This window comes from Sphaerisporangium sp. TRM90804 (genome assembly GCF_029846175.1).
Lineage (GTDB): Bacteria > Actinomycetota > Actinomycetes > Streptosporangiales > Streptosporangiaceae > Sphaerisporangium.
The window spans coordinates 372,800-386,702 of record NZ_JARWAC010000010.1 but is presented as its reverse complement, the minus strand read 5'-3'; the positions used below and the strand labels follow the sequence as shown (position 1 = coordinate 386,702).

Annotated in this window: 12 protein-coding genes; 9 read left to right on the top strand and 3 right to left on the bottom strand. The window is 73.1% G+C overall.

Annotated features, from left to right (window positions below):
* Nucleotides 1-171: 171 nt before the first annotated feature.
* A complete protein-coding gene (pyrE, locus tag PYR91_RS14525; protein WP_279780302.1) occupies nucleotides 172-708 on the top strand; it encodes an orotate phosphoribosyltransferase in 537 nt (178 codons plus the stop codon).
* A gap of 16 nt (nucleotides 709-724) precedes the next feature.
* Here pyrE and PYR91_RS14520 read toward each other — a convergent pair whose 3' ends face one another.
* Both PYR91_RS14520 and PYR91_RS14515 read right to left on the bottom strand, forming a co-directional pair.
* Complete coding sequence (locus tag PYR91_RS14520; protein ID WP_279780301.1) at nucleotides 725-1,195, bottom strand: hypothetical protein; 471 nt, start codon at nucleotides 1,193-1,195, stop codon at nucleotides 725-727.
* 68 nt (nucleotides 1,196-1,263) lie between these two features.
* Nucleotides 1,264-2,262 (bottom strand): YafY family protein, encoded by a 999-nt coding sequence (locus PYR91_RS14515; protein WP_279780300.1) that lies wholly within the window; start codon nucleotides 2,260-2,262, stop codon nucleotides 1,264-1,266.
* Between the two features lie 63 nt (nucleotides 2,263-2,325).
* Between PYR91_RS14515 and PYR91_RS14510 the strand changes: the two genes are divergently transcribed.
* Entirely contained in the window at nucleotides 2,326-3,441 is a 1,116-nt protein-coding gene (locus PYR91_RS14510; RefSeq protein ID WP_279780299.1) for an epoxide hydrolase, read from the top strand.
* Between the two features lie 28 nt (nucleotides 3,442-3,469).
* Here the strand turns inward: PYR91_RS14510 and PYR91_RS14505 are convergent, their stop codons facing one another.
* Nucleotides 3,470-4,165, bottom strand: a complete 696-nt coding sequence (locus PYR91_RS14505; RefSeq protein ID WP_279780297.1) for a VTT domain-containing protein — start codon at nucleotides 4,163-4,165, stop codon at nucleotides 3,470-3,472.
* A gap of 233 nt (nucleotides 4,166-4,398) precedes the next feature.
* Here PYR91_RS14505 and fbaA point away from each other — a divergent pair, with 233 nt between their 5' ends.
* The 7 genes from fbaA (at nucleotide 4,399) to PYR91_RS14470 (ending at nucleotide 13,781) form a co-directional block, all read left to right on the top strand.
* On the top strand, nucleotides 4,399-5,421 hold the full coding sequence (fbaA, locus tag PYR91_RS14500) for a class II fructose-bisphosphate aldolase (protein ID WP_279780295.1): 1,023 nt from the start codon (nucleotides 4,399-4,401) through the stop codon (nucleotides 5,419-5,421).
* A 484-nt stretch (nucleotides 5,422-5,905) separates the two neighbouring features.
* Entirely contained in the window at nucleotides 5,906-7,066 is a 1,161-nt protein-coding gene (locus PYR91_RS14495) for a class I SAM-dependent methyltransferase (protein ID WP_279780294.1), read from the top strand.
* Nucleotides 7,063-9,186: a glycosyltransferase gene (locus tag PYR91_RS14490; RefSeq protein WP_279780292.1), complete on the top strand. Its 2,124-nt coding sequence runs from the start codon at nucleotides 7,063-7,065 to the stop codon at nucleotides 9,184-9,186. The genes PYR91_RS14495 and PYR91_RS14490 overlap by 4 nt, the downstream gene beginning before the upstream one ends.
* The gene (locus tag PYR91_RS14485; RefSeq protein WP_279780290.1) at nucleotides 9,183-10,814 is read left to right on the top strand and encodes a glycosyltransferase family 2 protein; all 1,632 of its coding nucleotides are present in this window, start codon (nucleotides 9,183-9,185) and stop codon (nucleotides 10,812-10,814) included. The genes PYR91_RS14490 and PYR91_RS14485 overlap by 4 nt, the downstream gene beginning before the upstream one ends.
* Before the next feature lie 120 nt (nucleotides 10,815-10,934).
* Nucleotides 10,935-11,354: a DUF3151 domain-containing protein gene (locus PYR91_RS14480; RefSeq protein ID WP_279780289.1), complete on the top strand. Its 420-nt coding sequence runs from the start codon at nucleotides 10,935-10,937 to the stop codon at nucleotides 11,352-11,354.
* A gap of 103 nt (nucleotides 11,355-11,457) precedes the next feature.
* Nucleotides 11,458-12,741: an adenylosuccinate synthase gene (locus PYR91_RS14475; protein WP_279780287.1), complete on the top strand. Its 1,284-nt coding sequence runs from the start codon at nucleotides 11,458-11,460 to the stop codon at nucleotides 12,739-12,741.
* A 119-nt stretch (nucleotides 12,742-12,860) separates the two neighbouring features.
* A complete protein-coding gene (locus tag PYR91_RS14470; protein WP_279780286.1) occupies nucleotides 12,861-13,781 on the top strand; it encodes a glycerophosphodiester phosphodiesterase family protein in 921 nt (306 codons plus the stop codon).
* The last annotated feature ends 122 nt before the right edge of the window (nucleotides 13,782-13,903 follow it).

Genomic DNA, 13,903 nt, shown 5'->3' with positions numbered 1-13,903 from the left:
GGGTAATGAAGGCGCTCATGGCGCGAGGGTGAATCCCGGCGATTCGGCCCGCGCCTGACCATATCTAGGGACGTCCCCGCCGACCGTACCAGTTTGCCGCTCATTACTGACCTGCGGTGATGAACGATGCCCGACGGGCCTCGCGGCGACCGGCTCTCTAGGCTGGGGCCCATGGACGACCGTGCGAACCTGTTGGACGAGATCATCAACAAGGGGGTGGTGCACGGCCGGGTCGTGCTCTCCTCGGGCCGTGAGGCCGACTGGTATGTGGACCTGCGCCGGATCACGCTCGACGGCACCGCCGCGCCGTTGGTCGGCCGGGTGATGCTGGAGCTCACCGAAGACCTGGACTACGACGCCGTGGGCGGCCTGACGCTCGGCGCCGATCCGGTCGCCGCCGCGATGCTGCACGCGGCGGCGGCGCGAGGCCGCCACCTGGACGCCTTCGTCGTCCGCAAGGCCGGCAAGGCCCACGGGCTGCAGCGGCGCATCGAGGGGCCCGACGTCGCGGGCCGCCGCGTGCTGGCCGTGGAGGACACCTCGACGACCGGCGGCTCGGTGCTCACGGCGGTCGAGGCGCTGCGCGAGGCGGGCGCGCAGATCGCCGGGGTGGCGACCATCGTCGACAGGGGCGCGGCCGCGAAGATCGAGGAGGCCGGCCTCCTCTACCGCACCGCCTACACGATGGACGACCTCGGCCTGTCGTAGGCCGCGCGGCCCCGCCTCAGCGCTCGGCGGTGAAGGTCTGGCGCTCCCCGGGCCGCCCCGGGGGGCGCGGCTCGCCGTTCACCTCGACGTAGACCGTTGAGGCGTCGGCGAGCACGACGTCGAGGGACTCCTGGGAGAAGACGGCCTGCTGGCCGCGGCTCAGGTCGCGGTCCTCGACGATGTCGCCGCCGGTGACGCGGACGAACAGCGGGCATCGGTCGGCCCGGCACTCGACGAAGACGGTGGGGCTCTCGGCCGAGGTGGGCAGCGGCCGCGGCTCCGACGGCCCAGGCGGCTCTGACGGCGCGGGCGCGGCGGAGGTCGGGGCGGCGGCTCCGGCGGACGACTCGGCGGATGGGCCGTCGGAGTTCAGCGAGCCGATCAGGGAGATCACGCCGACCACGATCAGCACCAGCACCACGAGGACCGCCAGGCCCGCGATGAGCAGGCGGGCGAGCCCCATGGGGTCGGTCCTGTGGCGTCCCACATATCGGAGGGTAGCGGCTGTGAGCGAGGGAGGGCCCGCTCAGCAGGACTTTCATGAATGCGCGACCGTTATGGGCCCGCCGCGGCGGCCGTGGACGGCGGCCCGCCGTCCACGGCGGTGGAGCGCGCGTAGCGGGCCGTGAGGTCGCGCAGGTGCTCGACGAGTTCCGGGGGCTCGGTGACCTCGAAGTCCAGGTCGAGCATGCCGAGGTGGACGGCGAGCGTGTTCAGGCTGTCGGCCCCGGTGTGCAGCACGCAGGTGTGCCCGTCCACGGCCTCCACCACTCCGACGGCGGGGTTGACCCGCTCGGTCACGACCTGCGCGGGCGCGTGGACGACCACCCGGGACCGGTGGCGCCAGGCCGCGGCCGACACCCCGCGCGCGACGTAGGCGGCGGCGCCGCCCTCGGGCGGGTCGCGAGGGGGGAAGCGCGGGCCGGTGGGCGTGCGCGGCTCGACGCGGTCGGCCCGGAAGGTGCGCCAGTCCCGGCGGTCGACGTCCCACGCGACCAGGTACCAGCGGCGGCCCCACGAGACGAGCCGGTGCGGTTCGACGACGCGAAGGCTCGCGGACCCGTCGTGGGAGCGGTAGTCGAACCGCAGCCGCTCCTGGTCGCGGCAGGCCGCGGCGAGTGTGGTCAGCACGCCCGGGTCGGCCACCGGGCCGGGGCGGTCGGCGGGCACCGGCTCGGTGTACGCCTGCAGCGTGTTGACCCGGGAGCGCAGCCGGGTGGGCAGCACCTGTTCGAGCTTGGCGAGCGCGCGTACCGAGCTCTCCTCGATGCCGGCGACGCCGCCGGCGGCGGTGCGCAGCCCGACCGCCACGGCCACCGCCTCCTCGTCGTCGAGGAGGAGCGGCGGCATGGCGGTGCCCGCGCCCAGGCGGTAGCCGCCGTCGGTGCCCCGGGTCGCGTTCACGGGATAGCCGAGCTCGCGCAGCCGATCGACGTCGCGGCGCACGGTGCGCTCGCTCACGTTCAGCCGTTCCGCCAGGGCCGCGCCGGCCCATTCTCGCCTGGCCTGCAACAACGACAGCAGGCGCAGCAGCCGCGCCGAGGTCTCCAACATATTTCCCAGCCTGGCAGCACTTCAGGACAGAAGCTGACCGGAAGGGTCCCTAATGTTCCGGCCATGAGCGAGAACACAGAGATCAAACCCTTTCGCATCGACATCCCGCAGGCCAAGCTGGACGACCTCCGCGACCGGCTCGACCGCACCCTCTGGCCCGACGAGATCCCGGGCGCCGGCTGGGACTACGGCGTTCCGGTGGCGTACGTGCGCGAGCTCGCCGAGTACTGGCGCGACGGGTACGACTGGCGCGCCCACGAGGCGCAGATCAACCGGTACCCGCAGTTCACCACCGAGATCGACGGGCAGAACATCCACTTCCTGCACGTCCGCTCGCGCCACGAGAACGCCCTGCCGCTGATCCTCACGCACGGCTGGCCGGGCTCGATCGTGGAGTACCTGAAGATCATCGACCTCCTCACCGACCCCGAGGACCCGGCGCAGGCGTTCCACGTGGTGATCCCGTCGCTGCCCGGCTTCGGCTTCTCCGGCCCGACCAGGGAGAAGGGCTGGAACCGGTACCGCACCGCCAAGGCGTGGGTGGAGCTGATGCGGCGGCTGGGCTACGGCCGCTACGGCGCCGCCGGCAACGACGGCGGCTCGTTCGTCGCCCCCGAGGTCGGGCGGCTCGACCCCGAGCACGTCGTCGGAGTGCACGTCACGCAGATCTTCTCCTTCCCCTCCGGCGACCCCGCCGAGTTCGAGAAGATCACCCCGGAGGACCAGAAGGCGCTGGAGGCGCTTCAGTGGTTCTACGACCACAAGATGTCGTTCAACGTCCTGCACTCCCAGCAGCCGCAGACCCTGTCGTACGGGATCTTCGACTCGCCGGTCGGGCTGCTGGGCTGGAACGCGCAGCTCTTGGGCGACACCGCCGACGTCGGCGCCGACTTCGTGCTGACCAACACGATGCTCTACTGGCTGACCGGCACCGCGACCTCGGCCACCCGCTTCTACTACGAGGACGCGCACGCCGAGCACCCCGCGGAGCCCACCACCGTCCCGACCGGCCTCGCGATGTTCAAGGGCGACTTCGTCTCCATGCGCACGTTCGCCGACCGTGATCACAAGAACATCGTGCACTGGAAGTCCTACGACAGCGGCGGCCACTACGCCGCCCACCTCGTGCCCGGCGTGCTCGCCGACGACCTGCGCGCCTTCTACGGCGCGCTGCGCTGACGGCCCGGCGCCCCCGCCCGCGCGCCGTCTAGGGCCGGGCGGCGGGGTCGCCGCGTCGCGGGGCCGCGGGGGCGGCCGGGGCGGGCGCGGGGTGCGCGCGAGCTTTCATGATCTCGCGTGCGATCGGGACGACCGACACGAGGATGATCAGCACGGCGCCCGGCAGGATGTAGCGGTCGACGTTCGGGATGGAGCTGCCCGCGTAGTAGCCGACCAGCAGCAGCGACTCCGTCCACAGGACGCCGCCGACGACGTTCCACACCAGGAAGCGGGGGGCCGGCATGCCGAGCATGCCGGCCACCGGGTTGAGGAACGTGCGGACGATCGGGATGAAGCGGGCGAGCACCACGGCCTTGGCGGGGCCGAACCTCAGGAAGTAGTGCTCGGCCTTCTCGGCGTACTCGCGCCGGAACAGCCGCGAGTCGGGCCGGGAGAAGAGCCGGGGGCCGGTCTTGGCGCCGATGAGGTGGCCGAGCTGCGCGCCCGCGATCGCGCACAGCGGCGCGCAGGCGAGCAGGACGCCGAGCGGGAACGGCGTGTCGAGGCCGACCGAGGACGCCACCGCCGCCGACGCGCCCATGCCGGCGACGACCAGCAGGGAGTCGCCCGGCAGGAAGAAGCCGACGAGCAGGCCGGTCTCGGCGAAGATGATCACGAGGATGCCGATGAGGCCGAACGTGACGATCCACCACTGGGCGTCGAGCAGGTGGGTGAGCTGGATCACCGCACGAGGGTACTCCCGGCGGGCGGCGTCGGGCGCGCGAACCGCGGGAGGCACAATGGCGGAAGGACGGCGACGTCCGGCGGGAGGCGGAGGAGGCGGAGGAGGCGGAGCGGTCCCACCAGGTGGACACGAGCGCCGCTCCGGCTTCCTCGTCAGCCGGTCCTTCGCGATACTTGCCCGGGGGAAGCTGGACCCCCCGCTCCGCCATCCGTTCGTTAGGGAGATGACTTCCGATGCCTATCGCGACCCCAGAGGTCTACGCCGAGATGCTCGACCGGGCCAAGGCCAATGGTTTCGCATACCCGGCGATCAACGTGACGTCCTCGCAGACGTTGAACGCCGCCCTCCGCGGTTTCGCCGAAGCCGAGAGTGACGGCATCGTGCAGGTGTCGACCGGCGGCGCCGAGTACCTGTCGGGCCCGGCGGTGAAGGACATGGTCACCGGCGCGGTGGCGCTGGCGGAGTACGCCCGCGTGGTCGCCGCCAAGTACCCCGTGAACATCGCCCTGCACACCGACCACTGCCCCAAGGACAAGCTCGACGGCTTCGTCAACCCGCTGCTGGAGATCTCCCTCCAGCGGGTGGCCGAGGGACGCGACCCGCTGTTCCAGTCGCACATGTGGGACGGCTCGGCCTGCCCGCTGGACGAGAACCTCCAGATCGCGCGCGAGCTGATCGCGAGGACCCGCGAGGCGCGCATCGTCCTGGAGGTCGAGATCGGCGTCGTCGGCGGCGAGGAGGACGGCGTCGTCGGCGAGATGAACGAGAAGCTGTACAGCACCCCGGAGGACGCCCTGGCCACGGCCGAGGCGCTGGGCCTCGACGAGCAGGGCCGCTACCTGCTGGCGGCCACGTTCGGCAACGTGCACGGCGTGTACAAGCCGGGCCACGTCAAGCTGCGCCCGAGCGTGCTGAAGGAGATCCAGGACGCCGTCGGGGCCAAGTACGGCAAGGAGAAGCCCTTCCACCTCGTCTTCCACGGCGGCTCCGGCTCGACGCTGGAGGAGATCCGCGAGGCCATCTCTTACGGCGTGGTGAAGATGAACATCGACACCGACACGCAGTACGCCTTCACCCGCCCCGTCGCCGGCCACATGTTCAGCAAGTACGACGGCGTGCTGAAGGTCGACGGCGACGTGGGCAACAAGAAGGACTACGACCCCCGCGCGTGGGGCAAGTCGGCCGAGGCGGGCATGGCCGCGCGTGTGACGCGCGCCTGTGAGGACCTGCTGTCGGCGGGCACGAAGATCTCCTGACTTCGTGACCGGCCGGGGCGCATCGGCCGGGCGGGGCTGCGGATCGCCGCTATCCCATGCCACGACATTCCACGACATGCGACTGAAGGGGCGGACCGTACGGTCCGCCCCTTGCATGTGAATTCCATGAGAAAAAGGGTAAAAACTGAGGCCCGCGAGCTTGGAGTTACAAATACGTAGTTAGTATGAGTTCAATGTTCATCCCGCTCCGAACGGTGCCTACCCGGTCATGGCGCCCCACGGAAGCGGGGTGCGCGCGCGATGGAACGGCCTATGGGGGACCGCTCGCGGTACGGGTGTTCTCCCGTGGACCGCTCACCTGGGACGCATGAAGTCCAGGGCGACGTCGCGGCGGCCGTGGACCGAGGTCCGCACGGCCCGTGCGCGGCGAGGGCATGACTCCGAAGTCGCCTGGAGTCCGATCACCTAACGCCCATATGGTGAAAGTTGCCCCCGTCTGCACGAATAATGAGAAAGGGTAAGAATGCGGACACTACCCCCACGCCTGCTGCTGATCGCCAGCGTGGCCCTGGCCGGCCTCGCGGTGTTCACGCTGGTGCTGCTGTCCGCCGAGGGACTCCTGGACCCCGCCCCCGCCGTGCAGATCGCCCTGTCCAGCCTCACCCTCGCCGCCGCCGCCGTGATCGTCGTGACCGTGCGCAGGACCGACGGCAAGGCCCTGCGCATGGACGCCCGCAGCAAGCGCCAGGACCTCGCGCTCGCCAGGGCCGGCAAGGACATCGCGATGCTCACCACCCGGGTCGACGGCCTGGCGGCCCGCGTCGAGACGGCCGGCCGCGAGCAGGCGCGCCAGGTGCTGGCCGCGCTCGGCGAGGACCGCATGGAGCTGACCGCGCAGGCCGACCGGCTGACCGGCCTCCAGGAAGCCCTCTCCCGGCTCGACGCCGCCGTGCGGGAGGGCGCCGGCACGGACGAGGAGCTGCGCGAGCTGCGCGGCATGGTCGAGAAGGGGCACGCGGACGTCACCCGGTCGGTCCGCCAGAACTACGCCCAGCTCGAAGCCCTGATCGACATACGCGCCCTGCTCCAGCCGCGCGCCCCGCTGCCCCGGCTCCGCGGCTGGGCCGCCTCGCCGGACGTCCTGCGCCTGCTCATCGAGCGCATCGCGGCCGACCACACCAAGATCGTGGTCGAGTGCGGCAGCGGCTCGTCCAGCGTCTGGCTCGGCTACGCCGTCCAGCGCTTCGCCGCCGGCCGCGTGATCGCCCTGGAACACGACGAGCGGTTCGCCGAGACCACCCGCGACCTGGTGATCGCGCACGGCCTGCAGGACGTCGTCGAGGTGCGTCACGCGCCGCTCGCCTCGTGGACGCCCCGGCACCGCGACGCGGGCGCCGGCGAGGCCATCCCCTGGTACGACACCGCCGCCGTGGACGACCTCAACGACATCGGCCTCGTCTTCGTCGACGGGCCGCCCGGCGCCACCGCCCCGCTGACGCGGTACCCGGCCGTTCCCGTGTTGCTGCCGCGCTGCGCCCCCGACGCGTGGTTCGTCCTGGACGACTCCGACCGCGCCGCCGAGCGCGAGGTCACCGCGCGCTGGCTGAAGGAGTACCCCGAGCTCGCGGGCACCCCCGTTCCGGCGGAGAAGGGCGCCATGGTGCTGCGGCGGACCCCGGGATGACGCTGGTCCCCCTGCCCGCAGAGGCGGCGGCCAAGTTCTCGGCCGCGGGCGGCAAGGTCGCCGTGGCCGTGGCGGGCGTCGCGATCGCCGACCTGGACGACCTGCTGCCCGGCGTGGCCTTCGAGGCGGCCGACCTCGACGTCATGGGACCGCACCCGTGGACGGTGACCGCACCCTCCGCCGTCATCGTGGTGGCGCGGACGCCGACCGACCTGCGCCGGGTGGTGACGCTGGGCGAGGCGCTGCCCGCCGTGACCATGGTGGGCGTGGTGGTCCTGGAGGCGCCGCCGTGGTGCGACGCCCCGGGCGTGCCGCTGTCGCCGGGCCTCGGCCGCCGCGTCCTGCGCGAGGTCTCCGTCGCCGGGTACGCCAAGTCCGGCTGGCGCGTCCGGGCCCGCTTCGCCGAGCCCCGGCCCGCCGGCGAGGTGACGGCGGCCGTGGCCAGGAGCTTCGGCGGCCACCACCTCAACGCGTACGCCCTGCCCGTCGCGGGCCTCGCCGGCCCCGGCCTGGCCGACTGGCGCCCCGGCGACCCCGACGCCCGCTTCTCCGGCACCGGCGGCCCCGTGCCCGACCGCGCCGACGTGCCGGCCGCCGACCTCGCCGTCCGGGCCACCGGCCTGCCGGGCGAGGGCCTGGCCGGGCCGCCCACCGAGGGCCCGGACGAGCCGCCCACCGAGGGCCCGGACGAGCCGCTCGCCGGGGGGTCGGGCGGACTGCCCACCGAAAACCCTTCCGTCGGCGGGGACGGCGAGCCCGCCGGCCGACCGGCCGCGGTGTGGGCCGACGACCGCATCCCCGTCGTCGACCGGCCCGCCGACCTCGGCTGGGCGCGCTTCGGCTCCCCCGGCGGCTACGACGCGCTGCGCGCGACCGTGTTCGAGCCCGACGCGGTGCCGCCCGTGGACGAGCGCACGGTCAACCCGCGCGGTTTCCTCAAGACCCCCAAGCGCGGGTTCGGCACGCTCGTCCAGGGCCTTGCCGGCTGGGAGGCCCGCCTGGAGGGCCGCACGGTCGTCCGCCTGCCCGCGTCCGGAGGCGTGACCGACGCCGACGTCGGCCGCCTGCGCCGCCTGCGCGGCCTCGGGGTCTCCTGGCGCCCCGCCCACACCGGCCCGGTCGCCGCCGTCCGCGCCGTCGCGAGCCTGGCCGCCGCCGGCGTGCCACTGGTGTCCCGCCCGGTGCCCGGCTGGGCGGCGCGAGCGCTCGGCCCGGAGCTGACCGCGCTGCTCACCGCCGCCGGCGAGGCCGACCTGGCCGACGAGCTGCGCCGCGAGGAGCACAGCGTCCGGCTCCGCCGCGCGGCGCTCAACGTCCACGGCACGACCGCCCGCTGGCGCTCCCTGGCCGCGCGCACCGGCGTGCCGGTGCCGCCGCGGCCGTCCATCTCGGTCATCATGTGCACCCGCCGGGCCGGCCTGGTGCCGTTCGCCCTGGCCCAGATCGCCCGGCAGCGCGGGGTGGAGCTGGAGGTCGTGCTCACCCTGCACGGCGTGCCCGCCGACGCCCCCGAGGTGGCCCGGGCGGTGGCGGCGTTCCCCCGCCCGATCACGATCGTCGAGGCCGACGCGGCGCTGCCGTTCGGCGTCGTGCTCAACCAGGCCGCCGCCCGCGCCTCGGGGTCGTTCCTCAGCAAGTGGGACGACGACGACTGGTACGGCCCCGACCACCTGGCCGACATGGCGCTCGCCCACGCGTACTCGGGCGCGGAGCTGGTCGGCGCGGCCTCGGAGTTCTTCTACCTGCAGCAGATCGACGTCACCATCCGGCGCAACTGGACCAGCGAGACCATGTCCGACCACGTGGCGGGCGGCACCTTCGTCGTGTCGCGCTCGGCCTTCGAGGCGCTCGGCGGGTTCCGGCCGGTGGCGCGGGCGGTGGACGTCCAGTTCTTCCAGCACCTGCTGCGCGCCGGGGGCGCCATCTACCGCGCGCACGGCCTCGGCTTCGTCGCCCGGCGGGCGGCGCGGGGCAGGCACACCTGGCAGGAGCCGGTCGGGTACTTCCTGGCCCGGGCGAGAGAGCAGTGGCGCGGCTTCCGGCCGAGCCTGCTGATGGAGTGTGAACCGGGCCCGCCGGACGGCCGGGAGCCGGGTGGACCGATGGAGTTGAGGCAGTGACGCAGCCGCGGATCCGGCACAACGACTACGGCGTGCTCGCGCCCCCGGCACCGGGAGACTGGCGGCCCAGCCTGACGGTCAGCGTGGTCATCGCCGCCTACGGGCACCAGGACAAGCTCGACCTCACCCTCGCCGCCCTGGCCGCGCAGAGCTACCCGGCCGAGCTGACGGAGGTCGTCGTCGTCGACGACGGGTCCGTGCCCGCGCTGCGCCTGCCCGAGATCGTCCCGGCGAACACGCGGCTCCTCACCACCGAGCCGGGCTCGCGGGGGCGGTCGAACGCCCGCAACGCGGGGCTGGCGGTGGCGGGCGGGGACGTCGTCCACTGGCTGGACGCCGACATGGTGACCTTCCACGACGAGGTCGAGGCGCACATGCGCTGGCACCACGTGGCCGGCTACCTCGTGGTCATGGGCTACGTGCGCTACGTCGAGCACCGGCCGGGCTCGCCGACCCCCGCCGAGGTGCACGCGGCCGTCTCGGCCGGGGCGGCGGACACGCTGTTCGACGAGGAGGCCAGCGAGCCGCACAGCTGGATCGTCGACCTCGCCGAGCGTACCGACGGCCTGCGCACGGCGGGCGACACCGCCTACCGCGTGCACGTCACCAACGCGGCGTCGGTCAACACCCGGCTGCTGCGCCGGGCGGGCCCGCTGGACACCGGCCTGGTGCTCGGCGAGGACACCGAGCTGGGCTACCGGCTCGCGCAGGCCGGGGCCGCCTTCGTGCTGGCGCCCGAGGCCCGCAGCCGCCATCTCGGCGCGTCGATGATGATGCGCGACAAGGAGCGGGTGAAGCGCTACAACCACGCGTTCGTGCCCGGCCACATCCCGCACATGCGGTGGCTGCGCACCCATCCGGGCCGCCAGTGGCTCGTCCCCTACGCCGAGGTCGTGGTGGAGGCCGGCGGGGCCTCGTACGAGTCCGTCCGCGCGACCGTCGACGGGTTCCTGGCCGGCACGCTGAACGACATCCAGATCACCCTGGTGGGCGCGTGGGACGCGGTCCGGGAGGACCGGCGCAACCCGCTCGACAGCTCCCGGCTCGACCTGCTGCTGCTGCGCGGCCTGTACCGGGGAGAGCACCGCGTCAGGTGGGCCGAGGAGCTCGCCGGGACGCCCTCGCCCGCGCCGTACCGCCTGCTGTGCCCGCCCGGCTGGGTGCCCGGCCCGGAGTCGCTGCGGCGGCTGGTGGAGCTGGCCGCCGAGCGCGGGTTCGGGCTGGTGAGCGTCGCGCTGGACGAGACCGAGGACGAGGTGGTCGCGGCCCGCCTGGAGCACACCGCCTCCTTCGCCCGGGCCGCGTTCGTCCAGGCCCCGGGCGAGTCGCGGGACGCCGCCGTGGACGACGTCGCGGGCACCCACTGGGTCGACGGCAGGACGTACGGCTTCCTGCCCGAGCGGGACGCGGAGCCGCCCCGGCGCGGCAGGGCCGGGGACCCGGCGCTGCGGCAGGAGATCGTCAGGCTGCGCGAGGAGAACGCCCGCCTGACCGAGCGCCTCGCCGCCCTCGGCGACCCCGCCCCCGCCGGGCCGCCGGCCACGACCCCCGCCACGCCCCCGGGCCCGGCGGCCGGTTCCGCCGCCCGCCCGACCGGCCCCCGGGCGTTGCTGCGCCGCCTGCGCTGACGGCCGCGCCGCGAGAGAACGAGCGGCGGGTACGCCCTCGTGACGCAAGTTTTTCAATTTCATCGCATTCCGCAGAAGGCGGTATGACCAGACAGCCGGAACACAGGCCAGACTGTGCTCATGGATACGCACGAGAACCTTTTCGCGGGGCCTCCGCCCGCACACCTGCCGGACACCCCCGAAGCGAGGGAGGCGCTGGAGTCCGGTGCCAAAGCCAGCGACGTCGCCGCCCGCTTCCCGGCCTACGCCGCGGCCTGGGCGATCTTGGCCGACGAGTACTTCACCGCCGGCCACGCGGTGACCTCGTACGCCTTCGCGCGCACCGGCTACCACCGGGGGCTCGACCAGCTGCGCAGGGCCGGGTGGAAGGGGCACGGGCCGATTCCCTGGGAGCACGAGCCCAACCAGGGCTTCCTGCGCTGCCTGCACGCGCTGAGCCGCGCGGCTCAGGCCATCGGCGAGAAGGACGAGGCCGAGCGGTGCGCCCAGTTCCTGCGTGACAGCAGCGCCACCGCGGCCAAGGTGCTGACCTCCCCGTAAGCCGCGCTTGGGCCTCGTCACCCGGCTCGGGTAGTCTCTCTACGCAAGAGCCCCTGTCGCACTTGCGCCAGGGGTTTTCGTATCGCTTGTCCGGGAGTTAACCATGCCGGCTGTCGTTCTCGTGGGCGCCCAGTGGGGCGATGAGGGCAAAGGTAAAGCCACCGACCTGCTGGGCGGCGAGGTCGACTACGTCGTCCGCTACCAGGGCGGGAACAACGCCGGTCACACGGTGGTGATCGGCGACCAGAAGTACGCGCTGCACCTGCTGCCCACGGGCGTGCTGTCGCCCGACGTCGTGCCGGTGATCGGCAACGGCGTCGTCATCGACCCCGGCGTGCTGCTGTCGGAGATCGACGGGCTCAAGGAGCGCGGCATCACGTGCGAGCGCCTGCTGATCTCGGCGAGCGCGCACCTGATCATGCCCCACCACAAGGCCCTCGACAAGGTGACCGAGCGCTACCTCGGCAAGGCCCGCATCGGCACCACCGGGCGCGGCATCGGCCCTGCCTACGGCGACAAGATCGCCCGCATGGGCGTCCGCGTGCAGGACCTGCTCGACCCCGGCATCCTGGGCAAGAAGATCGAGGTGGCGCTGGGCGAGAAGAACCAGGTGCTCACCAAGGTCTACAACCGCAGGGGCATCGACCCGGCCCAGGTGCTGGAGGAGTACCTCGGCTACGCCGAGCGCCTCACGCCGCACATCGCCGACACCTCGCTCGTCCTCAGCCAGGCGCTCGACCAGGGCAAGGTCGTGCTGCTCGAAGGCGGCCAGGGCACGCTGCTCGACATCGACCACGGCACCTACCCCTTCGTGACCTCCTCCTCGCCGACGTCGGGCGGGGCGTGCGTCGGCGCGGGCGTGCCGCCGAACCGGCTGACCCGGGTGATCGGCATCCTCAAGGCCTACACCACGCGCGTCGGCTCCGGGCCGTTCCCCACCGAGCTGACCGACGACATGGGCGAGTGGCTGCGCCAGACCGGCGGCGAGTACGGCGTCACCACCGGCCGCGACCGCCGCTGCGGCTGGTTCGACGCGATCATCGCCAGGTACGCCACGCGGGTCAACGGCCTCACCGACTTCTTCCTCACCAAGCTCGACGTGCTGTCGGGCCTGGAGCGCATCCCGGTCTGCGTCGCCTACGACGTCGACGGCACGCGCCACGAGGAGATCCCGATGACCCAGACCGACTTCCACCACGCCAGGCCGATCTACGAGGAGCTGCCGGGCTGGGACGAGGACATCACCGAGGCCAAGTCGTTCGACGACCTGCCGAAGAACGCCCAGGACTACGTGCGTGCGCTGGAGGAGATGAGCGGCGCCCCGATCTCGGCGATCGGCGTCGGCCCCGGGCGCGACCAGACCCTCACCATCCGCCCGCTGATCTGAGCGGCGGCCGGCCGGCGGCCCCGGCGCCGCCGGCCCGGGCAGACCGCACGGGCCGATGGGCGCTTCGGACGGCCCCGCCTCACCATGGCCCGGGCGGGTGACCGATAGGGTGCGCCATTGTGCAGGTGGAGATACACGGCCACCGGGGCGCACGGGGCCTTCGCCCGGAGAACACGCTCCCCGGCATGGTCCACGCGCTCGAGCTCGGCGTCCACGCGATCGAGCTCGACGTCGCGCTGACCGCCGACCGTCAGCTCGTCCTGACGCACGATCTCACCGTGTCGGCGGTGACCAGCGCCGACACCGTCCCGGCCACCCCGGGTGACCCCGCGTTCCCCTACGTCGGCAAGCCCATCCGCTCGCTGTCGATGACACAGTTGCGCACGCTGGACGTCGGCGTGCGGCATCCGAGGTCGGCGAACGACCGCTTCGCCCGCACCCAGGTGCCGGTGCCCGGCACCCGCATGCCCACGCTGGGCTCCGTCCTGGCCCTGGTGGGCGCGTACGGCGCCGACGACGTCCGGCTGAACGTCGAGCTGAAGTCCGACCCCACCCGGCCCGACCTGTCGGGCGATCCCCTGGAGTTCACCGAGCGGGTCGTGGCCGAGCTCGACCGGCACGGCAGGCTCGACGGCTCGGCGATCCTCAGCTTCGACTGGCGCGTGCTGCGCGTCGCCGAAGACCTCGTGCCCGCGCGTTACGCCCTGGTGGAGAAGCCGACGCTCCGGCCCGAGTGGCTGGGGCTCGACCATCACGCCGACTTCGGCGGCGACATCGCGGCCGCCGCCGCGTCGGTGGGCGCGACCACCCTGTCCCCCGACCGCGTGCTCGTGGACGAGCACCTGATGGCCCAGGCCGGCTCCGCGGGGCTGCCGGTGGCGGTGTGGACGGTCAACGACGCCGAGGAGGCGTCGCGCATGATCGACCTCGGGGTCCGTGCCATCGTCACCGACTACCCCGACGTCCTGCGGGAGCTGTGGGCCGCACGCGGCCTGCCCCTCCCCGAACCGGTCGCCGCGCTGCGCCCGACGCCCGCCTGAGGCCCGCGCCCCTCCGCGCCGGCGCGTCACAACATCAACTGGAGTGCCGGCGGGAGTATGGTGCGGAGAACTGAAGTGGCAGCGCCGATCATCTGACAGACGTCACGCCGCGGACCGGAGGT